This window comes from Cellulosimicrobium sp. KWT-B, assembly GCF_002127155.1.
Lineage (GTDB): Bacteria > Actinomycetota > Actinomycetes > Actinomycetales > Cellulomonadaceae > Cellulosimicrobium > Cellulosimicrobium funkei.
The window spans coordinates 756563-777656 of sequence record NZ_NEDO01000002.1 but is presented as its reverse complement, the minus strand read 5'-3'; the positions used below and the strand labels follow the sequence as shown (position 1 = coordinate 777656).

The window sequence follows — 21094 nt, the reverse complement described above, 5'->3', positions numbered from 1 at the left end:
CCGGGGCGTGAATTAAGGTGAGGGTAACCTCACTAGTGATGACCCGCCGGGCCGAGCGCCCCCGAGCAGATCCGAGCACCATGACCTCGCCCGCGACCGCCGCCACGACGGCCGACGTCCCCGGCGGCACGGCACCGGCCGGGACCGACCCCGCCGACCGTCCGGCCGGGGTCGCCCGCACGAACGCGGGGCGCAGCGTCGGGCTCGTCGTCGCCCTCGCGGTCCTCGTGCTCGCGATCGTGCTGAGCCTCGTCGTCGGCTCGAAGCCGGTCCCGCTCGGCACGGTCTGGGACGCCCTCACCGGCTACGACGGCTCGGGCGACCACGTGATCATCCGCGACCTGCGCCTCCCGCGGACGGTCGTCGGGCTGCTCGTCGGCACCGCGCTCGGCGTCTCGGGCGCCCTCATCCAGGCCATGACGCGCAACCCCCTGGCCGACCCGGGCATCCTCGGGGTCAACGCGGGCGCCGCGTTCGCCGTCGTGCTCGCCGTCGCGTTCCTCGGGCTCACGGACATCGGGTCGTTCATCTGGTTCGCGTTCGCGGGCGCCGTCGTCGCGACCGTCGCGGTGTACGCCATCGGGTCGCAGGGCCGCGGGGGAGCGACGCCCGTGCGCCTGACGCTCGCGGGCGTCGCGCTGGGCGCGGTGCTCGGCGGTGTCTCGCAGGGCATCACCCTGCTCGACCCGGCGGCGTTCGACCGCATGCGCTTCTGGGGCGCCGGCTCGCTCGCGGGCCGCACGATGGAGATGGCGGGGACGATCGCGCCGTTCGTCGTGATCGGGCTCGTCATCGCGCTCGTCGTCGCGCGCCCGCTCAACACCGTCGCGCTCGGCGACGACCTCGCGAGCTCGCTCGGCGCGCACGTGGGGCGCACACGCGTGCTCGTCGGCGTCGCGGTCATGCTCCTGTGCGGCGCGGCGACGGCCGCGGCCGGGCCCATCGCGTTCGTCGGCCTCATGGTGCCGCACGTCGCGCGGTGGACGGTCGGCCCGGACCAGCGCTGGATCCTCCCGTACTCGGCGGTGCTCGCGCCCGTCCTGCTGCTCGTGTCCGACGTCGTCGGCCGGGTCGTCGTCATGCCGGGCGAGCTCCAGGTCGGGATCGTCACGGCCTTCGTCGGTGCCCCGGTCCTCATCGCGCTCGTGCGCCGCTCGAAGGCGAGCGGGCTGTGAGCGCCCCGGTGCAGGACCGCCTCCCGGCCGAGGCGCCCGGTCCGGACCGGCGCGTCGACTTCGGCCGCCCGACGCGCGTCGTGCGCGGCCGGGGCGTGAGCCTGCGGCTCGACCTGCGCACGCTAGCGACGTGCGGGGCGCTCCTGCTCGTCGCGCTGGCCGTCGGCGTGGTCGCGCTCACCACCGGCGACTACCCGCTCACCGTGCCGCAGGTGCTCCAGGCGCTCGTCGGCGCGGCCGACGGCCCGGTGCACATGGTCGTCGTCGAGTGGCGCCTCCCGCGCGCGCTCATGGCGCTCGTGCTCGGCGCGGCGCTCGGCGCGAGCGGTGCCATCTTCCAGTCGCTCACGCGCAACCCGCTCGGCAGCCCCGACGTCATCGGCTTCAACACGGGCGCGTACACCGGGGCCCTCGTCGTCATCATGCTGCTCGGCGGCGGGTACGTCGGGGTCGCGGCGGGCGCGCTCGTCGGCGGGGTCGTCACCGCAGGCGTCGTGTACGTCCTCGCCTACCGGCGCGGCGTGCAGGGGTTCCGCCTCATCATCGTCGGCATCGCGGTGTCGGCGATGCTCGCGTCCGCCAACCAGTGGCTCATCGTCAAGGCCGACCTCGAGACGGCGATGGCCGCCGCCGTGTGGGGCGCGGGGTCGCTCAACGGCATGACGTGGGCGCAGGCGGTCCCCGCGTGCGTGCTGGCCGTGCTCCTGGCCCTGCCGCTCGTGTGGCTCGCCCCGCGCATGGGCCTGCTCGAGCTCGGGGACGACGCCGCGGCCGCCCTGGGCCTGCGCAGCGAGCGGGTGCGGCTCGCGCTCGTCGTCCTCGGTGTCGCACTCACCGCGCTCGTCACCGCGGCGGCCGGCCCGATCGCGTTCGTCGCGCTCGCCGCACCCCAGCTCGCGCGCCGCCTCACGGGCAGCGCGGGCGTGCGCATCCTGCCCGCCGCGTGCATGGGCGCGGTGCTCCTGGCCGCGAGCGACCTCGTCGCGCAGCGCGCGTTCGCGCCGACCCAGCTGCCCGTCGGCGTCGTCACCGTGAGCGTCGGCGGCGCCTACCTCGTCTGGCTCCTCGTCCGCGAGGCCCGCAAGTGACCCCGACCCCGCAGACCGGAAGGACCCCGGTGGCACCCACCCAGCTCGCGGACGCCCCTCACGACGCGGCCGCACCCGGCACCGCCGACCGTGCTTCGGCCCCCGCCGCCGACCGCCTGCACGCCGACGGCATCACCGTCGGCTACGACGACCGCGTCATCTCCTCCGGGCTCGACGTGACGATCCCCGACGGCTCGTTCACGGTGATCGTCGGGCCGAACGCGTGCGGGAAGTCGACGCTGCTGCGGGCGCTGTCGCGCCTGCTCAAGCCGTCGCAGGGCGAGGTCGTGCTCGACGGCCGCTCCATCTCGTCCATCGCCGCCAAGGAGGTCGCGCGCCGCCTCGGCCTCCTGCCGCAGTCGTCGATCGCGCCCGAGGGGATCACCGTCGCGGACCTCGTCGCGCGCGGGCGCTACCCGCACCAGAAGCTCCTGCGCCAGTGGTCCCGCGAGGACGAGGCGGCCGTGGTCGCCGCGCTCGCCGCGACCGGCACCACGGACCTCTCGGGCCGGCTCGTCGACGAGCTGTCCGGCGGCCAGCGCCAGCGCGTGTGGGTCGCGATGGTCCTCGCGCAGGAGACGCCCCTCCTCCTGCTCGACGAGCCGACGACGTTCCTCGACATCGCCCACCAGATCGAGCTGCTCGAGCTGTGCGCCGACCTCAACCGGGACCGCGGGCACACGCTCGTCGCCGTCCTGCACGACCTCAACCACGCGTGCCGCTACGCGACCCACCTCATCGCCATGAAGGACGGCGCGATCGTCGCCGAGGGCGCGCCGGGCGAGGTCGTCACGGCCGAGCTCGTGGAGGACGTGTTCGGCCTCCCGTGCCGCATCATCGCCGACCCCGTGACGGGCACCCCGCTCGTCGTGCCCGAGGGCCGGCCCCGCCGCGCCTGACGCGGCCCCGTTCTCCCGGTCGGACCACCCGCCCGACCGGCCCCCCACCGTCCTGCGCTCGCCCGCACCGCCTCGTCGGAGGAGCACCGCATGACCCGCACGACCCGTCTCTCGTCCACCCTGCCCGGCGCGCCCCGTGCGCGGCGCCGGCCCGCGCGCACGGTCGCGGCGGCCACGCTCGCGCTCGGTCTCACGGCCGTCGTCGCGGCGTGCTCCCCGGGCACCGACGCGGGCTCCGACGGCGCCGGGGACGACCAGCCGTCCGCGAGCGCTGACGGCTGGTCGTGGACGTCCTCGGGCCACGGCACGACGTACGAGCTCGACGAGGCGCCGGACCGCCTCGTCGTCGACGGCTACTCGGCCGCCGCGCTGTGGGACTACGGCGTGCGGCCCGACGGCGTGTTCGGGTACGGCTTCTCGGACACCGGGGCGCTGTCGATCGGCAACGCGCGGGTCGACGAGATGGAGGTCGTCGGCACCGACGCCGAGCTCAACCTGGAGAAGCTGCTCGCGCTCGACCCCGACCTCGTGATCGGGTTCGGCACGGAGGACGGCACGGCGTGGCGGTGGTGGGACGACAAGATCACCGAGGAGGCGACCGCCGTCGCGCCGTTCGTCGGGATGAAGTTCTCCGGCCGGCCCGTCGTCGAGGTGATCGAGGACTACGCGTCGCTCGCGGAGGCGCTCGGCGGCGACGCGGACACCCCGGAGGTCGCGGAGGCGCGCGCCGCGTTCGACGAGCGCCTCGACACCCTGCGGGCGATCGCCGCGGAGAAGCCGCTGACGATCCTGCCGCTCAACGGGGCCGAGGAGCTGTGGGTCGGGCAGCGGACCCTGGGCCAGCTCGCGCTGCTGGAGGAGCTGGGCTTCACGATCGGCGGCCCGCAGGACCAGCAGGCCTGGGCGGAGCTGAGCTGGGAGCGCGTGCCGGACTACCCGGCGGACGTCGTGCTCAGCTACACCGGCTCCGACGAGGCCATGGCGGCGAACCCCGTGTACGCGGGCCTGCCCGCGGTCCAGGCGGGGCAGGTCGTGGGCTGGGACGACAAGCGCCCGTTCACGTGGGCGAGCTACGTCGAGTGGTTCGACGAGCTCATCGCGGTGCTCGACGGCGCCGAGGTCGTCTCGGGGCCGCCCGCGTCCTGACCGTCCCACCAGTCGAGGACGACGGTCGCGTGGTACGTGAGCCAGCGGGACGGCTCGCCCGCGGGGGCGTCGACCTCGAACCACACGCGGCCCGGGTGGCGCCGGCCCTGGAGCCAGGTGCCGTCCGGGCGCCGCGCGCGGCGGACGTGCTCGACCGCGTCCGCCGCGCGCGGGTCCGGCGGCGTGCCGTCGAGCAGCGACGCGGCGCGCAGGTAGACCAGCGCGTTGAGCACGCTGTAGTACCAGCGGAACGGGTAGGCGAGGCGGAACGCCCAGTCCCCGACGGGCTCGCCGGTGCCGAGCCGGCGGAACAGGCCGCGGCGGAGCAGGTACTCCTCGCCGGCGCGGCGCGCGGCGCGCAGCTCGTCCGTGGCCCCGGCGTGCTCCTGGTAGGCGAGGAGGCCCTTGAGCGCGTTGAGCGTCGAGTGGTACGACGACACGGTCGCGCCCTCGACCCACGCGCAGTTCCACCCGCCGTCGGGCAGCCGACCGTCGAGGACGGTGCGGAGCAGCCTCGTCACGTCGACGCCGAGCCACGCGCCCGCGGCGAGCGTGTACCCGTTGATGCACCAGTCGACCTCGCCGCCCCAGTAGGGCAGGTCGTCGTACTCCCAGCGGCAGTGCTCGGCCAACAGCTCGGGCGTGCGGCGCGCGCGGAGCACCTCGGGGTCGAGGCCCCACTCGCGCAGCGCGACGAGCGACCAGGTGGTCGCGGTCCAGGGCTGGCCCTCCTCGGGCCTGCCCTCGGCGTCCGGCGCGGCCGCGCCGTCCACGCCGACGTCCGCGGGGAAGTACGCGCCGCCCGCCCACTGCCCGTCGGGGTCCTGGAGCGCGAGGAGCCGGGCGCCGAAGCCCTCGGTCGCGACGCGCGCCCGCGTCGCCCGCCACACGGAGGGCGGGGCGTGCACGACGTCGCGCTCCACCTGCCAGCGCAGCGCCGGGTCGGCGTCGAGCAGCCAGCCGACGACGTCGTCGTCGACCGGCCCGCCGGACGGTCGGTCGGCCATCCCGTCACGCTACGCCCGGGGACGGCCGACCGCCGTCGGTCAGACGAAGCCGAACACGGGCGGGAACACGAGGGCGACGACCGCCGCCCACGCCGCGTAGACGGGGAGGAAGCGCGTCTGCCACGCGACGAGGTCGGCGAACGGCCGGCGCCCGCGGAGGAACGCCGTCGCGAGCACGGCCGACCACGCGAGGTGGACGAGCAGCAGGAGGTTGAGCCCGAGCGCCGCCGCCTTGTTGGGGCTCACGCCGAACTCGGCGATGCGCGTGAGCATCGCGGTGAGCGCGACGGCGTCGACGGCGAGCGCCGCGCCGACGAGGACCACCAGGAGCCCGTCGAAGAACGAGCCGGGCGCGAGCGGGTCGCGCGCGGAGACGGAGTAGAGGAGCAGGCACAGGACGAGCACGAGGATCGCGTCCATGAGGATGAGCAGCTCACGGTCCACGGCCGCGAGGTTCCCCGCGGTCGCGAGGACGACGAACGCGGCGAGGAGCATGACGAGCGTCAGGGGCGTGAACACGCGCGTGAGCACGGGCGCGATGTTCTCGACGACGTTCTGCTTGGCCTCGACGAGCCAGGCGGCCACGATGAGCGCCGCCGGGACGCACAGGGTGAGGATCCAGGTGTCGAGGTAGGGCTCGAGGTCGACGCCGGCGAGCGAGAAGACCCCGATCGTCAGGCCGAGCAGCACCCCGCCCCCGAGCGCGATGAGCGTGTAGTACACGGCGAGCTCGCCCGTGAACCGCACGAAGTCCATGCGACGCGCGTCCGAGCGCCACCGCCCGCCCACGTAGGCGAGCCCGACGACGGACCACAGCGTCACCGGGGCGGCGAGCGCCGCGAGGACGAACGTCGCGTCCGTGGGCGCGAACGGGTACACGTTGAGCACGACGCCCAGCACGACGAACGGCACGACGAGCGCGCCGACGACACGCAGCGTGACCTGGCGCTTCCACGCGAGGTAGGCCGTGAGGAACGGCAGCACGAGGAGCCCGACGTTGAGGCCGACCGTCTCCCAGGGCAGGAGCACGGTCGCCACCTTGACCGTGACGCCCACCGCGACGGCGAGCCCGAGCACGACCGCGAGCTCGCGCCACGAGCGGGTGCGGCCCGGCTGCTGGCCCACGAGGACGAGCTGCTTCCACAGGCGCTCGGAGTGCTCCTGCGCGAACTCGCGCGACAGGTCGTCGAGCGTGCCCATGCGCTTCACGGCGACGAGGAAGGCCTCGTCGTCGTCGAGGCCCGTCGCGCGCAGGTCCTCGACCCGCTCGCGCAGGTGGTCCTCCATCTCGTCGACGTCCGCCGCGGAGATCGCCTCCCGGCGCCGGACGTACCCGCGCCACTGGTCGATCTGCGCCTCGAGCGCGGCGTGCGGGCCGGGGCTCGCGGCGCCGGCCGGCGCGGTCGCGGCGCCCATCAGGCCCACCCCTCCGCGACGCGCGGCGGGCTCTGCAGCCCGTCCTGGGCGGAGCGCCACACCTGCTGGAGCGCGTGCGCGACGACGTCCCACTGCGCCTGGCGCTCGACGAGCGCCTCGCGCCCCGCGGCCGTGATCGCGTAGTGCTTGCGACGCCGGCCGACGTCGGACGTGCCCCACGACGCCTCGACGAGCCCGAGGCGCTCCAGCCGGTGCAGCAGCGGGTAGAGCATGCCGTCGGTCCACTGCATCCGGCCGCCCGAGAGCTCGTCCACGCGCTTGAGGATCGCGTAGCCGTAGGACTCGCCGTCGGCGAGGATCCCGAGCACGAGCGGGGTGGCCGAGGCGGCCACGAGGTCCTTGTCGATACGCATAACGCTCCTATGCCTAGTTGTTCTAGGGGTTACGACCCTAGCAGATCTAGGGTTGGCCTCGGCGGCCTCTCCCGGCGCTACGGTGACGCGATGGACGCCGCGACCCACGCCCGCCTCGTGCGAGGCCACCTCGACGCCGCGACGCCGGAGGCCGTGCGCCGCCTGCGCGCCGTCGTCGACGCGCTCCCGGACCGCGCGGAGGAGATCGTCGTCACCGTCTTCCCCGACCAGGACGGCGAGGGCACGTTCGACGTCGTCGTGTCGCTCGACGGCCCCGACGCCGTCGTGCTCGACCGCGCGATCGCGCCGCACCGCACGCTGTTCGAGGTCGTGCACGGCGAGGACGGCCCCGTCCCGGACGTGCCGCTCGTGGCGCCCGGCCGCGAGCCGTACGACGCGCGCGACGTCGTCGTCGACACCGCCGCCGACTGGGTCGTGGAGGTGTGGGACGCCGCAGCGCGCGACAGGTCGCGCGTGCCGGGCGTGGTGGAGGGGCACGACGGCTACGGCACGTCCGTGCCGCGCGCGCTCGCGCCGTGAGCGGGGGAGCCGGGCCACGCGTGGTCACCGGGGGCGACCCCCGGAGGCGCCGCCTGGAGGAAGAGCACGGGCCGGGAATGCGAAAGTCCCGGTCAGGGAAGACCTGACCGGGACCTCGTCACGTGCGCGAGGGGGGAGTTGAACCCCCACGCCCTTTCGGGCACACGGACCTGAACCGTGCGCGTCTGCCTATTCCGCCACTCGCGCGTGCCGCAGAAGACTAGCACGGCGCGGGCGACCGACCGGCACCGCGCCGTCCTGCGTGACGCCCGCCACCCGGACGCACCGCGGCGTGGCCCCGTCGCCGACCACGACCTTCGTCGCCATCGAGCACGTCGTCGCTCCCGGGAAGAGCGGCGAGACGACGGCAACCTCGTGCTCGGCGGGGGAGCGGACGCCCGACGTTCACACGCTCCACCACGAAAGCGCCACATCCGTCCGGTAATCGTCCGACGAAACGGGCCTGCTGGTCCGACGCGATCGATACGATCTAGGTAGTCTGCCCGGACGCGGGTGCGCGGGGGCCACCGGGGGAGGGCGCCGGCAGAGCAGACGAGATCCGCGCGGCGTGAGCCGCGGCACGAGCGAGCACGAGGGAGGAGGTGGCATGGGAGTCCTGGACCGCTTCGAGAAGGGCGTCGAGCGCGTCGTGAACAACGCGTTCGCGAAGGTCGGGCGCAGCGAGGTCAAGCCCGTCGAGCTCGCGAGCGCGCTGCGGCGCGAGGTCGACGACCGCGCCGCCGTCGTCGACCGCGAGCGCACGGTCGTGCCCAACGAGTTCACCATCGAGCTGTCGGTGGACGACTTCGGCCAGGTCGAGGGGTGGGGCGCGGAGACGCTCGCCGACGAGCTGGCGTCGAACGTCACCCAGTACGCCGCGTCGCAGCACTACGCGTTCGTCGGCCCCGTGAGCGTGAGCTTCGAGCAGAACGACACGCTCGACGTCGGCCGCTTCCAGCTCCGCTCGGCGAGCGTGCGCGGCAACGTCGCCCCCGCCACGACGGCGTCCCCGAGCACGCGCCACCCGCTCGTCGACATCGACGGGCAGCGCTACCTGCTCACCGGTCCGGTCACGGTGATCGGCCGCGGCTCGGAGGCCGACATCGTCGTCGACGACCCGGGCGTCTCGCGGCGCCACCTGGAGATCCGCGTGACCCCGGAGGGCGTGATCGCGACGGACCTCGGCTCCACGAACGGGCTGTTCGTCGAGGGCCACCAGGTACCGGCCGCGACGCTGCTCGACGGGAACTCCCTGACGATCGGCCGGACCCGCATCATGTTCTGGACCGGCGCGTCCGACAACGAGGAGTGGTGATCCGGCCCGCATGACCGATCTCACGTTCACCCTGCTCCGGCTGGGCTACCTGGTGCTGCTCTGGGTGTTCGTGCTCTCCGCGATCGGGGTGCTGCGTCGGGACCTGTACGGCACGAAGATCACGCCGCGCCGCGGCAAGAAGGGCGGCCCCGCCCCGGCCGCCCGCCCGACGTCGGGCCCCACCCCGGCCGCGCCGGAGCCCTCGCGGCCCGCCGCGCCCGCGGGCCCGTCGCGGCTCGTCGTCACCGCCGGCCCGCTGACCGGCACGACGATCCCGCTCACGACGTCGTCGATCCTCATCGGCCGCGCGCCGAGCTGCACGCTCGTCCTCGACGACGACTACTCGTCGTCGCGCCACGCCCGCATCTTCCCGCAGCACGGGTCCTGGTTCGTCGAGGACCTGGGCTCCACGAACGGCACCTACGTCGAGGACCAGCGGATCGCCCAGGTCACCCCCCTGGGCCCGGGGACGCGGGTGCGGATCGGTCAGTCCGTCGTCGAGCTGCAGAGGTAGCCCGCAGTGAACATCGCCCTGCGCTACGCCGCGCGCTCCGACGTCGGGCTCGTGCGCTCCAACAACCAGGACTCCGGCTACGCGGGCCCGCACCTGCTCGTCGTCGCGGACGGCATGGGCGGCCACGCGGGGGGCGACGTCGCGTCGTCCATCGCGATCGCCGCGCTCGCCCCGCTCGACGGCGAGTCGCACGGCCCGGACGACGCGCTGGCCGAGCTCGAGCGCTCGATCGACCACGCCCGCCAGGACCTCGTGGACCGCAGCGTGACCGACCCCGAGCTGGTCGGCATGGGCACCACCGTCACCGCGATCCTGCGCGCGGGCAACAAGCTCGCCATGGCGCACCTCGGCGACTCGCGCGCCTACCTGCTGCGCGACGGCGAGCTGAACCAGGTCACGACCGACCACACGTTCGTCCAGCACCTCGTCGACACGGGGCGCATCTCGGCGGACGAGGCGGAGACCCACCCCCAGCGCAACGTCGTCATGCGCGTGCTGGGCGACTTCGACATCGACCTCACGCCGGACATGTCCGTGCGCGAGGCGAAGCCGGGCGACCGCTGGCTCCTGTGCTCGGACGGCCTGTCCGGGTTCGTCAGCCAGGAGACCATCGCGCAGACGCTCGCCGACACGGACGACGTCGACGCGTGCGCCGACCACCTGCTCCAGCTCGCGCTGCGCGCGGGCAGCACGGACAACGTGACGGTCGTCGTCGCGGACGTCGTGGACGTCGACGCCCTGCCCGACGGCGGGGCCCCCGGCACGGGCGCGCAGGTCGTCGGGTCCGCGGCGATCGACCGCGACGCCCCGACGTCGGCCGCGGACGGCCCGGCGGCCCGCGCGGCCGCGCTCATGGCGAGCACGAAGGCGACCGCCCCGGCCGAGGACCCGGACGCCGACGCGGCGGACGAGGACGGCGCGGAGGGTCGCACCACCCCCGAGGGCTCCGGCGACGACGAGGACGACGTGCGTCCCGGTCGCGCGCCCCGGCGCTGGGTCACCGTGGTCGCGATCCTGCTCGTGGTCGCGGGCCTGGGCGTCGCGGGCTGGGCGGGCTACCGCTGGACGCAGTCGCAGTACTACGTGGGCGTCGCCGACGGCCAGGTCGCGGTGTTCCGCGGCATCCCGGAGAACGCGGGCCCCGTCACGCTGTCGACCCCGATCGAGCTCACGGGGACGCGCGTCGACGAGCTGCCGGGCTACGTCGTCGACCGCCTGGAGACCACGATCCCCGCGCAGTCGCTCGAGGACGCCCGCGCCCGCGCCGAGCGGCTGGTCGCCGAGGCCACGGAGGACACCACCGAGACCCCCGCGACCGACGGCTCGACCGAACCGCCCGCGGACGGGACCGTCGACGGCGCGACGACGGGGACGCCGGACGCCGACGCGCCGGACGTGACCCCCGCGCCCACCGACGGCGCCGGCTCGGGGGCCTGATGGCCACGGTGGAGACCACCGAGGTGCGCCCCGGCCGGGGCGCGGAGCTCGGTCTGCTCGTCCTCGCGCTCGCGCTGGGCATCGGGGCGTACGCGCTCGTGGGCCTGCAGCTCACGGGCGAGCTCCCAGGGCGCTTCTACGTGTACAGCATCGGCACGGTCGTGCTCGCGGGCGCCGCGCACGTGCTGCTGCGGTTCAAGGCGCCGTACGCGGACCCGGTGATCCTGCCGATCGCCGTCGCGCTCAACGGCATCGGCCTGGCCATGATCTTCCGCCTGGACCTGGGCTCGCAGGTCACGGGTGGCACCCAGGACCTCGCGCCGCGCCAGCTCCAGTGGACGGCGCTCGGCATCCTCTGCGCGTTCGCCCTCGTCTGGTTCCTGCGCGACCACCGGACCCTGCGCCGCTACACCTACACCGCGATGATCGCGGGCATCGTGCTCGTCGCACTGCCGCTCGTCCCGGGCCTGGGCACCCGCATCAACGGCGCCCAGATCTGGATCAACCTGTTCGGCTTCTCGCTCCAGCCGGCCGAGTTCGCGAAGGTCGCGTTCGCGATCTTCTTCGCGGGCTACCTCGTGACGAACCGCGACACGCTCGCGCTCGCCGGCCCCCGCGTGCTCGGACTCCAGCTCCCGCGCCTGCGCGACCTCGGGCCGATCATCATCGTCTGGCTCGTCTCGCTCGCGATCCTCGTGTTCGAGCGCGACCTCGGGACCTCGCTCCTGTTCTTCGGCCTGTTCGTCGCGATGCTCTACATCGCGACCGAGCGCGTGAGCTGGGTCGTCATCGGTCTGCTCCTCATCGCGGTCGGCGCGGTGCTCGCGGCGTCGACGTTCGGGCACGTTCAGGCGCGCGTCGACGTGTGGCTGCACCCGTTCGACCCGGAGATCTTCGGCCGCAGCCCGGGTGGCTCGGGCCAGCTCGTTGGCGGCCTGTTCTCGCTCGGCAACGGCGGGCTCTTCGGGACGGGCTGGGGCGCGGGCTACCCGCGCACGGTCCCGTACGCGTTCTCCGACTTCATCTACGCGTCGCTCGGCGAGGAGCTCGGTCTCACGGGGCTCATCGGCATCCTGCTCGCGTACCTCGTCCTCGTGGAGCGCGGCCTGCGCACCGCGATCGGCGTGCGCGACGGGTTCGGCAAGCTGCTCGCGGGCGGTCTCGCGTTCGTCATGGCGTGGCAGCTCTTCGTCGTGGTCGGCGGGATCACGCGGATCATCCCGCTCACGGGCCTGACCATGCCGTTCGTCGCCCAGGGCGGTTCGTCGCTCCTCGCGAACTGGCTCGTCGTCGGGCTGCTCCTGCGCATATCGGACGACGCGCGGCGCCCCTCCTCCCTGCCCGTGCGCGGGCAGGTCGCGCCCGGCGGCGCGCGGAGCCGCACCGACTCCGACCCGGTCGCGGTCGTGGGCGGCGGCGCGGCCGTGGGCGCCCTGCCCGACGACGCCCCCACCACGGTCGGCGCGCCCGCCGTCCCCGGTCCGTCCACGGGCCCCGCGCGCGCGACGACGGGCGTCCAGCCCGCCGTCGGCCGCACCGGGGAGGTCCCCGACCACCCGGACGACCTGCGGACCGAGGTCGTGCAGCGCCCGGACGCGGGTGCCGAGACCGACCGTGACCCCTGGGGAGGAGCCCGGTGAACGTCCCCCTGCGTCGCGTCGCGACCGTCGTCCTCGTGATGTTCCTCGCGCTCATGGTGTCGACGACGTACATCCAGTTCGTCCAGGCCGACTCGCTCAACAACGACTCGCGCAACGCCCGCACGATCTACCGCGAGTACAACAAGTTCCGCGGCCCGATCGTCGTCGCGGGTGACGCCATCGCGTCCTCGACGCCGGTGGACGACGCGTTCGGCTTCCAGCGCCAGTACTCCAACGGCCCGCTCTACGCGCCCGTCTCCGGCTTCCTGTCGCTCACCAACGGGCGCACGGAGATCGAGGACAAGGAGAACGACTACCTCAACGGCGAGGCGAGCTCGCTGTGGCTCGACCGCCTGAGCGCGCTCTTCACGGGGCAGCAGCCGCAGGGCGCGTCCGTCGAGCTGACGATCGACCCGGCGGCCCAGCAGGCCGCGTGGGACGCGCTGGGTGACCAGCGCGGCGCCGTCGTCGCGATCGAGCCGAAGACGGGCCGTGTCCTCGCGCTCGTCTCGAAGCCGAGCTACGACCCGAACGAGCTCGCGACGCACGACACCGCCCTCGCGCGCCAGCGCTACCAGGAGCTGCTCAACGCCGAGGGCAACCCGATGTCGAACCGGGCCATCCGCGGCAACACGTACCCGCCGGGCTCGACGTTCAAGATCGTCACCTCCGCCGCGGCGCTCGAGAGCGGGCAGTACACGCCCGAGACCGTGATCCCGGCCCCGGACGAGCTGCCGTACCCCCAGTCGACGCAGACGATGAAGAACTTCGGCGGCACGCGCTGCTCGCCCACGGGCGAGATGACCCTCGCGGACGCGCTGCGCATCTCGTGCAACACCGCGTTCGGCGACCTGGCGATGACCCTCGGCGAGGACGCGATGCGCGACCAGGCCGAGGACTTCGGCTTCGACGCCTCGCTCGAGATCCCCATGGACGTCACGCCGAGCCGCTTCCCCGCCGAGGGCACGCCGGGCGCCGACGCCGCCGGGATCGCGCGCGCCGGCATCGGCCAGGGCGAGGTCAAGGTCACGCCGCTCCAGATGGCGATGGTCGCCGCCGCGATCGCGAACGACGGCGTGCAGATGGCCCCGTACACCGTCGAGACGATCCGCAACCCCGACCTCGACGTCGTCCGGCAGTCGGAGCCGCGCCGTCTGCGCACCTCGGTCTCCCCGTCGACCGCCGAGCAGCTCACCCAGATGATGGTGGGCGTCGTGCAGAACGGCTCCGGGAAGTCCGCGCAGATCCCGGGCGTGCAGGTCGCGGGCAAGACGGGCACCGCCGAGACGGGCGGCGAAGCCGCGCCGCACGCGTGGTTCACGAGCTTCGCCCCGGCCGACGACCCGCAGGTCGCGGTCGCGGTCATCGTCGAGAACGGCGGCTCGATGGGCAACGAGGCGACGGGCGGCGCGATCGCCGCGCCGATCGCCCGCGCCGTCATGGAGGCGGTGTTGAACGGATGAAGCCGGTCCGGGGGCTGACGCTCGGCAACCGCTACCGCCTCGTGCGGCGCATCGCCGTCGGCGGCATGGGCGAGGTGTGGGTCGCGGCCGACGACGCGCTCGGCCGCGAGGTCGCGGTCAAGGTCCTGCGGAGCGAGTACGCCGGCAACGAGGACTTCCTCAACCGCCTGCGCACCGAGGCCCGCAACAGCGCGGCGCTCTCGCACCCCAACATCGCGCAGATGTACGACTACGGCGAGACCAACGGCTCCGGGTACCTCGTCATGGAGCTCGTCGTGGGCGAGCCCATGGCGGACCTGCTGGAGCGCGAGCCGGTGCTCCCGCCCGCGCGGCTCCTGCCGATCCTCGCGCAGACCGCCCGGGCGCTGCACGCCGCCCACCTGTCCGGCGTCGTGCACCGGGACGTCAAGCCCGGGAACATCCTCATCGACCGCTCCGGCACGGTGAAGATCACCGACTTCGGGGTCTCGCTCGCGGCCAACCAGGTCCCGATGACCGCGACGGGCATGGTCATGGGCACGGCCCAGTACCTCTCGCCCGAGCAGGCCGTCGGCCAGGCCGCCACCGGCGCCTCGGACATCTACGCGCTCGGCATCGTCGCGTACGAGTCCATCGCGGGGAACCGCCCGTTCACGGGGTCCACGCCGGTGGACATCGCGGTCGCGCACGTCAACGAGCCGGTGCCGCCGCTGCCGACGTCGGTCGACCCGGAGCTCGGCGAGCTCGTCATGGTCATGCTCGCCAAGGACCCGCTGGCGCGGCCCCACCCGGCCGACGCGCTCGCACGCGTCTTCGAGGGCATCGCCGCGCGCCTCGCGAGCGACCCCTGGTCGGCACGCACGGGGGCGCCCGCCCCCACGCGCCACGCGCGCCGGGCCCGCACCACCGCCGACGACGTCCCCGCGCCCGAGCCGGACCCGGCACCCGTCATCACGCCGCTCGTCATCCCGGCCGCGGTGCGCGACCCGCACGCGCCCGACCCGGCGAACCCGTGGGTCGCCCCCGAGCCGCGTCGCGCCGCGCACGCCGCGCAGGCGGAGGTGCCGCCGTCGGCCGCGACGCCCCCCGGGCCGCCCGACGACGACGCCACCCGCGTCCGCCCGCTCGGCCGGCACGGCGGGACGGTCCCGGAGACCGCCGAGCCCGTCCCGGCGCCGCCCGCACCGGACGACGCCGCGCCCGGCCCCGCCCTCCCGTGGGAGCGCCCCGTCCCCGCGGCCCCGGCGGACGACCCGGCCGCCCCGCGGTCGTACCCGCCGCGCCGCGAGATGCACGGTCCGACGCGCTCCTCACGACGGCCGCAGCCCACCCGCGCGGGCACGCGCCCGGCCGGCGCGCCCGGGGGCTCGACGCGCGCCGAGCCCGTCGCCCCGGCGACCCGCGCCGAGGCGCGACGTCAGTCGCAGTCGGCACCCGTGCCCTCGCGCTCCGCGGGGCGCCGCACGTCGACCACGACGGGCCGCCGCCTGGGAGGCCTGCCCAACGGCCTGACCTGGCCCCTCGTCGCCCTCCTGGGCCTCCTGCTCGTGCTGGTGATCGCGACGATCGCCACGCTCGGGGACCGGGACGGCGACGGCGGCGACGCCGCCCCCGTGCGGGGCGCGGAGACCTCCGTCGAGGTCGCCGTGCCCGACGCCGAGACGCTCCCCGGACGGGTGACATCGTGACGACATCGTGGTGTTCCCCGCGTGGCCGCAGGGTCGCGGGTGGGATGATTGCGCCAGCTGTGCCGTGGGCGGACGCGCCCACGGCTCCGACGACACCGAAGGACGAATGAGTGGTGGACAACGCTCCCCGAGTGCTTGCCGGGCGCTACCAGGTCGGTGAGCTCATCGGCCGTGGTGGCATGGCCGAGGTGCACATCGGGCACGACAACCGCCTCGGTCGTACCGTCGCGATCAAGATCCTGCGCTCCGACCTCGCGCGCGACCCGTCGTTCCTCGCGCGCTTCCGTCGCGAGGCGCAGGCGGCGGCCTCCCTGAACCACCCGGCCATCGTCGCGGTCTACGACACGGGCGAGGACGTGCACGAGGACGCCACCGGCAACGCGGTGCACGTCCCGTTCATCGTCATGGAGTACGTCGAGGGCCACACCGTGCGGGACATCCTGCGCGACGGCCAGGCCGTGCCCATCGACGAGGCGGTCGAGATCACGGCGGGCGTCCTCGCGGCGCTCGAGTACTCGCACCACGCCGGGATCGTCCACCGCGACATCAAGCCCGCTAACGTGATGATCACGCCGACGGGCGCGGTGAAGGTCATGGACTTCGGCATCGCCCGCGCGGTCGCCGACTCCGCGGCCACCATGACCCAGACGCAGGCCGTCATCGGCACCGCGCAGTACCTCTCCCCGGAGCAGGCGCGCGGCGAGACGGTCGACGCGCGCTCCGACCTGTACTCGACCGGCTGCCTGCTCTACGAGCTGCTCACGGGGCGCCCGCCGTTCATCGGCGACTCGCCCGTCGCGGTGGCCTACCAGCACGTGCGCGAGGCGCCCGCCACGCCGAGCGCGATCGCTCCCGACGTGCCCGAGGTGCTCGACCGCATCACCCTCAAGGCGCTCGCCAAGGACCGCACGGCGCGCTACTCGAGCGCCGCCGAGTTCCGCGCCGACCTGGAGAACGCCGTGCGCGGCGGGTCGATCACGGCCCCGGCGCTCGGGGTCGCGGCCGCCGCCGCCGGCCTCGGTGCCGCCGCCGCGGCCGCCGACCTCCAGCCGACGATGGTCGAGTCCGCGACGCAGGTCATGGCACCGGCCGCCGCGGCGGCGAACCCCTGGGCGACCAGCGCGGCACCCGCCGTCCCGCCGGGGGAGCAGCCGCCCGGCGAGGACGACGAGCAGCCCAAGAGCCGCAAGGGCCTCATGTGGACGCTCATCGCGATCGGCGTGCTCGCGCTCGCCGCGATCATCACGATGATCGTCATCAACAGCCAGGGCGAGGACGAGCCGACGACCGGCACCGTCCCGACGCTGTCGGCGGGCGTCACGCCCGCGGAGGCCGAGCAGAGGATCACCGAGGCGGGCTTCGAGTACGCGCAGGCGATCGACCAGGACTCCACGGAGCCCGAGGGCACGTTCACCCGGACCGACCCCGCCGGCGGCACCACCCAGGAGCTGGGGGTGACCGTCACCGCCTTCTTCTCGGCCGGTCCCGACGCCGTCACCATCCAGGACCTCAAGGGCAAGACGCAGGAGGAGGCCCGGCAGTACCTCTCCGACGCCGGGCTCAACGTCGGCGACGTCAACACCGAGGACTCGCCGGACGTCCCGAAGGGCGCGGTGACGAAGACCGACCCCGGCGCCGGCCAGTCCGTGCCGGCAGGCTCGACGGTCAACCTGTTCGTGTCGAGCGGCCTCGTCGCGCTGCCGGACGTGACGGGCCAGCAGTTCGACGCCGCGAAGTCGACCGTCGAGGCGCTCGGCCTGAAGGTCGACCGCAGCGAGGAGGAGTCCGACGAGCCGGAGAACCAGGTGCTCTCGCAGCAGCCCAACGCGGGCAGCGTCCCGCAGGGGTCGACCGTGACCCTCAAGGTCGCCATCCCGCGCGCGGCGGAGACGACGACGGTGCCGTCGAACCTCGTCGGGATGACCGAGGACCAGGCGAAGGACGCGCTCGGTGGCGCCGAGCTGAACGTCGGCACCCGTCAGACGCAGGAGTCCGACCAGTGGCCGGCCGGCGTCGTGATCGGGTCCGACCCGCGCGGCGGGGCAGAGGTCCCCGTCGGCACCCAGGTGTCGCTCATCGTCTCGACCGGTCCCGGACCGTCCAACGGTGGGAACAACGGCGGCGGGAACAACGGCGGCGGGAACGGGAACGGCGGGGGCAACGGCGGAGACGGCGAGGGCTGACCCACCGCCCCCGGACCCTCCACGACGACAGGCCCTCACCTCGACGGAGGTGAGGGCCTGTCGTCGTGCGGGGCGTCCGAGGGGCCGGCGCCGCGCGGTGCTCGCTACTGGCGCACGAGCGGGGCCATGCCCGCGGAGCGCTCGACGGCGCCCTCCAGGCCGCACGCCTCGAGCCAGTTCGCGAGCAGGCGATGGCCACCCTCGGTGAGCACGGACTCCGGGTGGAACTGGACCCCGTGCAGCGGCAGGTCCTTGTGCTGGAGGCCCATGATGACGCCCCCGGCCGTCGTCGCCGTCACCTCGAGCTCCGCGGGCACGGTGTCGCTCACGACGGCGAGCGAGTGGTACCGCGTCGCGGTGAACGGGAGGGGGAGGCCCGCGAGCACGCCCTCGCCCTCGTGCTCCACGAGGCTCGTCTTGCCGTGCATGAGCTCGGGCGCGTGCGTGACCGTCGCGCCGTACACCTCGGCGAGGGCCTGGTGGCCCAGGCACACGCCGAGCATCGGCGTGCGCGACGCGGCGCACGTGCGGATCACGTGCTCGCTCTGCCCGGCCTCCTTCGGCGTGCCGGGCCCGGGGGAGACGAGGACGCCGTCGAACACGGTGCCGTCGACGTCGCGGAAGCGACCGTCGGCGTCGGGCTCCGGCACCGCGTCGTTGCGCACGACGAGGGTCTGCGCGCCCAGCTGGTCGAGGTAGCCGACGATCGTGTAGACGAACGAGTCGTAGTTGTCCACGACGAGGATGCGGGTCGGGTGGGTCATCGCTGGGCCTCCACGGACGCTGCGCCGGCGGCGTCGGTCTGGATGTTGGGGTCGTTGAACGGCATGTACTCGGACACGAGCGGGAACAGCCACTCGAAGCACGCGAGCACGACGGCGGCCGCGAGGACGAGCAGGATCAGCACCCGCAGCCACGCCGGGCCGGGCAGCACGCGCCACAGCGCCCCGTACATCACGAGCCTCCTTCGGCGGCGGGAGCGGTCTGGCCGACGAGCTCCGGCGGCGTGCCGTCCTCGACGGGCATCCAGTAGTCGAACTTCGCGTTGACGATGTACCGCGCGACGAGCGAGTTGAGGCCGATCGGGTGGCACGTCGTCAGCGTGAGGTACCGCTCGGTGGGCTCGACGCCGGGCTGCCACGGGACGGGCGCGATCGCCTCGACCTGGTCGGGCTTCACGGCCTGCATGTGGTCGACGCGGTAGACGTACCACGTGCCGTCGGCCTCGACGACGATCGGGTCGCCGATCTCGAGCTCCTCGACGTCGTGGAAGATCTTGCCGTACGTCTGCCGGTGCCCGGCGAGGGAGAAGTTCCCGACGGCGCCCGGCATGACGGTCTCGGGGTAGTGCCCGGCCATCGCCTGGTCGAGGATCGACCGCTTGTCGGTGCCCTCGGCGATCGGCATCATCTTGCCGTCCCAGCGCGGCACGTAGAGCGTGCCCCACACCTCGCCGAGCGCGGGCGCGGCGGGGACGGGCGGGTCGTCGCGCAGGATCGTCGTGCCGACGTCCGCGGCGTCCGGGGTCGGCGCCTGGATCTCCTCGAGCACCTGCGCCTGGACGCGGTCCGCCTGGACGTCCGTCCACCAGAGCTGCCAGACGACGTACAGGCCGAGCAGGATCCCCAGCGTGATGAGCAGCTCGCCGAGCACCCCCACGACGGCGGACACCGGCCCGCGACCCGAGCCGCGGTGCCCCGCGTGCCGGGCCGGTGCGGGGCTCGTCGCAGTCACGACGCCACCGCGTCGGACGGGCGCGCGTAGCGGAGCTCGAGCGCCCCCTGGTAGCCCGGCATCTCGATGTCGCTCTCGTCCTCGACCGACCAGCCGAGGTTCACCGCGTCGACGTACTCCTTGTACACCTGGACGCCCGGCGAGCGGTCGAGCGCGTCGCGCAGGGCCTCGGGGTCGCCCACGGCCTCGACGACGTAGGGCGGGGAGTAGACGCGGCCGTGCAGCAGCAGGATGTTGCCCGCGCAGCGGAACGCCGACGTCGCCGTGACGCGCTGCCCCTGGAGCGTCATCGCCTCGGCACCGCCCGCCCACAGCGCGTTGACGACGGACTGGATGTCCTGCTGGTGCACGACGAGGTCGTCGGGACGGATCCCCGCCGGGTAGCTGCCCTCGGGGGGCGCGTCGTCGAGCGTCACGGAGACGCCGGCACCCTGGACGGGCGTCGTCCCCGCGGCGACGGCGGTGCGCGCCGCGAGGTCGGGGTCGACGCCGGTGGGCGCGTCCCCGGTCTGCGACAGGCCCGCGACCTCCGCCGTCAGGGCGTCGACCTGCGTCGCGAGGTCGGCCACGCGGTCGGACTCGCGGTCGACGAGCTGCGCGAGGTTCTCCGGGTGCCGGGACTCGTCGCCGCGCGCCAGGCGCGCGTTCGCCGTGAACATGACCCCGGCGAGCGCGAGGACGAGCGCGACGGTCACGGCGGACCGCACGCGACGCGCGCGCGGCGTGCCGCCCGGGGCGGACGACGGCCCCTCGGCGGGGTCGTCCGGGCCCGTGGCGGCAGGGTCCGTGGTGCTCACGCGACCGTCTCCTTCCTGGGGGCGGACGAGGTCGTCGACCGGGTCTGCGTCGTGCGTCGGCGTGGTGCGTCGGCGTCGTGGACTGCGTGGTGCTGAGGTCGTGCGCGGCACACCTCGCGGCACGTCCTCCGCGCGCGGTGTCCGTGCCTATTGTGTGCGCCCACTACGCTAGTCGACGAACGTCGTCCACGATCGTGACGGACCTGTGCTCCGGCAGAGCCTCGCGGCGCGTCGACGACCTTCGCCCGACCCATGCACGGTTCCTGCACGACGACGGCAGGCGTCCGCTCCCGCGGTGCGTCCCGGCGCCGGCGCAGCGAGCCCCACCAGGACAGGAGCCCACCCTCGTGCCCGAGTCGAAGTCGCGCAAGAAGCCCAAGCCGCAGCGTCCGCCGAGCGTGCCAAAGCCCGAGACGGGCAACCCGCGCTGGCTCGTGCCCACGATGCTCGGGCTCATGCTCGTCGGGCTCGCGTGGATCGTGCTGTTCTACCTCAGCGGTCCGAAGCAGCTCCCCGTCCCGCCGCTCGGCGCGTGGAACCTGGGGGTCGGCTTCGCCTTCATCATCGCGGGCTTCGCGCTCACGACGCGCTGGAAGTAGCCGCACGCCGGGCGGGGCCTGGGCCCCGCCCGGTGCCGTCGGGCCGGGCCTCACACCGGTGTAGTTCCACACCTGTGAGTAACCCTGGGGATAACTCCTG

The 21094-nt window shown here is 74.2% G+C and carries 20 protein-coding genes and 1 tRNA gene; 13 read left to right on the top strand and 8 right to left on the bottom strand.

All coding sequences use genetic code 11. From position 1 onward, the window contains the following. The first annotated feature begins 80 nt into the window (after window positions 1–80). From B9L22_RS09640 to B9L22_RS09625, 4 genes are all read left to right on the top strand, one after another. A complete protein-coding gene (locus B9L22_RS09640; RefSeq protein ID WP_086150145.1) occupies window positions 81–1175 on the top strand; it encodes an iron chelate uptake ABC transporter family permease subunit in 1095 nt (364 codons plus the stop codon). Then, window positions 1172–2263 carry an iron-enterobactin ABC transporter permease gene (gene fepG, locus B9L22_RS09635; RefSeq protein ID WP_233139921.1) on the top strand — a complete coding sequence of 364 codons (1092 nt, stop codon included), beginning with the start codon at window positions 1172–1174 and terminating at the stop codon, window positions 2261–2263. The genes B9L22_RS09640 and fepG overlap by 4 nt, the downstream gene beginning before the upstream one ends. A 29-nt stretch (window positions 2264–2292) precedes the next feature. Then, window positions 2293–3162, top strand: a complete 870-nt coding sequence (locus B9L22_RS09630) for an ABC transporter ATP-binding protein (RefSeq protein ID WP_086150144.1) — start codon at window positions 2293–2295, stop codon at window positions 3160–3162. A gap of 90 nt (window positions 3163–3252) precedes the next feature. After that, window positions 3253–4308 (top strand): ABC transporter substrate-binding protein, encoded by a 1056-nt coding sequence (locus tag B9L22_RS09625; RefSeq protein WP_086150143.1) that lies wholly within the window; start codon window positions 3253–3255, stop codon window positions 4306–4308. On the opposite strand, the gene B9L22_RS09620 is transcribed toward B9L22_RS09625, so the two are convergent. The 3 genes from B9L22_RS09620 to B9L22_RS09610 are packed head-to-tail and all read right to left on the bottom strand — an operon-like array spanning window position 4233 to window position 7105. After that, window positions 4233–5315 (bottom strand): squalene cyclase, encoded by a 1083-nt coding sequence (locus B9L22_RS09620; RefSeq protein ID WP_086150142.1) that lies wholly within the window; start codon window positions 5313–5315, stop codon window positions 4233–4235. The two genes, B9L22_RS09625 and B9L22_RS09620, sit on opposite strands and share 76 nt — an antisense overlap. Window positions 5316–5354: 39 nt before the next feature. Further along, window positions 5355–6731 (bottom strand): permease prefix domain 1-containing protein, encoded by a 1377-nt coding sequence (locus tag B9L22_RS09615; RefSeq protein WP_086150261.1) that lies wholly within the window; start codon window positions 6729–6731, stop codon window positions 5355–5357. Continuing rightward, window positions 6731–7105 carry a PadR family transcriptional regulator gene (locus B9L22_RS09610; RefSeq protein ID WP_024841614.1) on the bottom strand — a complete coding sequence of 125 codons (375 nt, stop codon included), beginning with the start codon at window positions 7103–7105 and terminating at the stop codon, window positions 6731–6733. The genes B9L22_RS09615 and B9L22_RS09610 overlap by 1 nt, the downstream gene beginning before the upstream one ends. 90 nt (window positions 7106–7195) lie before the next feature. On the opposite strand from B9L22_RS09610, the gene B9L22_RS09605 reads away from it, so the two are divergent. Next, on the top strand, window positions 7196–7645 hold the full coding sequence (locus tag B9L22_RS09605; protein WP_086150141.1) for a DUF6389 family protein: 450 nt from the start codon (window positions 7196–7198) through the stop codon (window positions 7643–7645). A 123-nt stretch (window positions 7646–7768) separates the two neighbouring features. Here the strand turns inward: B9L22_RS09605 and B9L22_RS09600 are convergent. Then, window positions 7769–7852: transfer RNA gene (locus B9L22_RS09600), tRNA-Leu, on the bottom strand. Between the two features lie 400 nt (window positions 7853–8252). Between B9L22_RS09600 and B9L22_RS09590 the strand changes: the two genes are divergently transcribed. The 7 genes from B9L22_RS09590 (at window position 8253) to pknB (ending at window position 17864) form a co-directional block, all read left to right on the top strand. Then, window positions 8253–8960 carry a DUF3662 and FHA domain-containing protein gene (locus B9L22_RS09590; RefSeq protein ID WP_021480387.1) on the top strand — a complete coding sequence of 236 codons (708 nt, stop codon included), beginning with the start codon at window positions 8253–8255 and terminating at the stop codon, window positions 8958–8960. A gap of 10 nt (window positions 8961–8970) precedes the next feature. Next, window positions 8971–9474 carry an FHA domain-containing protein gene (locus B9L22_RS09585; RefSeq protein WP_034652653.1) on the top strand — a complete coding sequence of 168 codons (504 nt, stop codon included), beginning with the start codon at window positions 8971–8973 and terminating at the stop codon, window positions 9472–9474. Between the two features lie 6 nt (window positions 9475–9480). After that, on the top strand, window positions 9481–10911 hold the full coding sequence (locus B9L22_RS09580) for a Stp1/IreP family PP2C-type Ser/Thr phosphatase (RefSeq protein WP_086150139.1): 1431 nt from the start codon (window positions 9481–9483) through the stop codon (window positions 10909–10911). Further along, entirely contained in the window at window positions 10911–12551 is a 1641-nt protein-coding gene (locus tag B9L22_RS09575; RefSeq protein ID WP_086150138.1) for an FtsW/RodA/SpoVE family cell cycle protein, read from the top strand. The genes B9L22_RS09580 and B9L22_RS09575 overlap by 1 nt, the downstream gene beginning before the upstream one ends. Beyond that, the gene (locus B9L22_RS09570) at window positions 12548–14014 is read left to right on the top strand and encodes a penicillin-binding protein 2 (protein ID WP_085386958.1); all 1467 of its coding nucleotides are present in this window, start codon (window positions 12548–12550) and stop codon (window positions 14012–14014) included. Before B9L22_RS09575 ends, B9L22_RS09570 begins: the two co-directional genes overlap by 4 nt. Next, entirely contained in the window at window positions 14011–15681 is a 1671-nt protein-coding gene (locus B9L22_RS09565; RefSeq protein WP_086150137.1) for a serine/threonine-protein kinase, read from the top strand. The genes B9L22_RS09570 and B9L22_RS09565 overlap by 4 nt, the downstream gene beginning before the upstream one ends. A gap of 110 nt (window positions 15682–15791) precedes the next feature. After that, complete coding sequence (gene pknB / locus B9L22_RS09560; RefSeq protein WP_086150136.1) at window positions 15792–17864, top strand: Stk1 family PASTA domain-containing Ser/Thr kinase; 2073 nt, start codon at window positions 15792–15794, stop codon at window positions 17862–17864. Between the two features lie 104 nt (window positions 17865–17968). Here the strand turns inward: pknB and B9L22_RS09555 are convergent, their stop codons facing one another. Genes B9L22_RS09555 through B9L22_RS09540 form a run of 4 tightly spaced genes read right to left on the bottom strand, consistent with a single transcriptional unit; the run spans window position 17969 to window position 20395 of the window. After that, the gene (locus B9L22_RS09555) at window positions 17969–18628 is read right to left on the bottom strand and encodes an aminodeoxychorismate/anthranilate synthase component II (protein ID WP_086150135.1); all 660 of its coding nucleotides are present in this window, start codon (window positions 18626–18628) and stop codon (window positions 17969–17971) included. Further along, on the bottom strand, window positions 18625–18819 hold the full coding sequence (locus B9L22_RS09550; RefSeq protein ID WP_086150134.1) for a hypothetical protein: 195 nt from the start codon (window positions 18817–18819) through the stop codon (window positions 18625–18627). Before B9L22_RS09550 ends, B9L22_RS09555 begins: the two co-directional genes overlap by 4 nt. Beyond that, complete coding sequence (locus tag B9L22_RS09545; protein WP_086150133.1) at window positions 18819–19598, bottom strand: class E sortase; 780 nt, start codon at window positions 19596–19598, stop codon at window positions 18819–18821. Before B9L22_RS09545 ends, B9L22_RS09550 begins: the two co-directional genes overlap by 1 nt. Next, complete coding sequence (locus tag B9L22_RS09540) at window positions 19595–20395, bottom strand: DUF881 domain-containing protein (RefSeq protein ID WP_233139920.1); 801 nt, start codon at window positions 20393–20395, stop codon at window positions 19595–19597. The genes B9L22_RS09545 and B9L22_RS09540 overlap by 4 nt, the downstream gene beginning before the upstream one ends. A gap of 347 nt (window positions 20396–20742) precedes the next feature. Here B9L22_RS09540 and B9L22_RS09535 point away from each other — a divergent pair, with 347 nt between their 5' ends. Beyond that, window positions 20743–20994 carry a cell division protein CrgA gene (locus B9L22_RS09535; protein ID WP_021483485.1) on the top strand — a complete coding sequence of 84 codons (252 nt, stop codon included), beginning with the start codon at window positions 20743–20745 and terminating at the stop codon, window positions 20992–20994. The last annotated feature ends 100 nt before the right edge of the window (window positions 20995–21094 follow it).

Excerpts from the sequence above, each read along its gene's own strand:
- B9L22_RS09555 (WP_086150135.1), bottom strand. The coding sequence starts at position 18,628 with ATGACCCACCCGACCCGCATCCTCGTCGTGGACAACTACGACTCGTTC.
- B9L22_RS09550 (WP_086150134.1), bottom strand. The coding sequence starts at position 18,819 with ATGTACGGGGCGCTGTGGCGCGTGCTGCCCGGCCCGGCGTGGCTGCGG.
- B9L22_RS09615 (WP_086150261.1), bottom strand. The coding sequence starts at position 6,731 with ATGGGCGCCGCGACCGCGCCGGCCGGCGCCGCGAGCCCCGGCCCGCAC.
- B9L22_RS09590 (WP_021480387.1), top strand. The coding sequence starts at position 8,253 with ATGGGAGTCCTGGACCGCTTCGAGAAGGGCGTCGAGCGCGTCGTGAAC.
- B9L22_RS09565 (WP_086150137.1), top strand. The coding sequence starts at position 14,011 with ATGAAGCCGGTCCGGGGGCTGACGCTCGGCAACCGCTACCGCCTCGTG.
- B9L22_RS09605 (WP_086150141.1), top strand. The coding sequence starts at position 7,196 with ATGGACGCCGCGACCCACGCCCGCCTCGTGCGAGGCCACCTCGACGCC.
- B9L22_RS09575 (WP_086150138.1), top strand. The coding sequence starts at position 10,911 with ATGGCCACGGTGGAGACCACCGAGGTGCGCCCCGGCCGGGGCGCGGAG.
- B9L22_RS09585 (WP_034652653.1), top strand. The coding sequence starts at position 8,971 with ATGACCGATCTCACGTTCACCCTGCTCCGGCTGGGCTACCTGGTGCTG.
- B9L22_RS09625 (WP_086150143.1), top strand. The coding sequence starts at position 3,253 with ATGACCCGCACGACCCGTCTCTCGTCCACCCTGCCCGGCGCGCCCCGT.
- B9L22_RS09620 (WP_086150142.1), bottom strand. The coding sequence starts at position 5,315 with ATGGCCGACCGACCGTCCGGCGGGCCGGTCGACGACGACGTCGTCGGC.
- B9L22_RS09610 (WP_024841614.1), bottom strand. The coding sequence starts at position 7,105 with ATGCGTATCGACAAGGACCTCGTGGCCGCCTCGGCCACCCCGCTCGTG.
- B9L22_RS09640 (WP_086150145.1), top strand. The coding sequence starts at position 81 with ATGACCTCGCCCGCGACCGCCGCCACGACGGCCGACGTCCCCGGCGGC.